Here is a 280-nt window from a genome sequence, read left to right as displayed (position 1 = left end):
CGCACCACCCCCAGGTCCCGGCCTCCACCCAGCGCGCCAGTGGTAGCGCCGCATCGCCGGGTGCCTGACCGGGCGCAATCCTCCCCGATCCTTGCAACTGCCACCACACCCACGACAGTGGCCCGTCGAGCATCATCGGGGTCTCCGTGAGTCCGACGGACAGGCTGTCGAGGTGGGCGGTGATCCTGACAGGTTGAGTCATCAACCCGCCACCTCGGTGAGCAGGTCGAGGATGTCGGCGCGGTTATCTACGAGGCGATCCGTCCATGCGTCCACCGCG

At 67.9% G+C, this 280-nt stretch carries 1 protein-coding gene; it reads right to left on the bottom strand.

What is annotated here, in order from left to right; translation table 11 throughout:
• Positions 1–202 (bottom strand): hypothetical protein (locus RMT89_RS42505; RefSeq protein WP_315889111.1); only part of this gene is annotated, 202 nt, incomplete at its 3' end.
• Positions 203–280: the final 78 nt, after the last annotated feature.

The sequence above is a fragment of the Streptomyces sp. P17 genome, from assembly GCF_032436805.1.
Taxonomy (GTDB): domain Bacteria; phylum Actinomycetota; class Actinomycetes; order Streptomycetales; family Streptomycetaceae; genus Streptomyces.
Note: the sequence above shows the minus strand (reverse complement) of the source record. Positions and strands in the feature narration are given on the sequence as shown.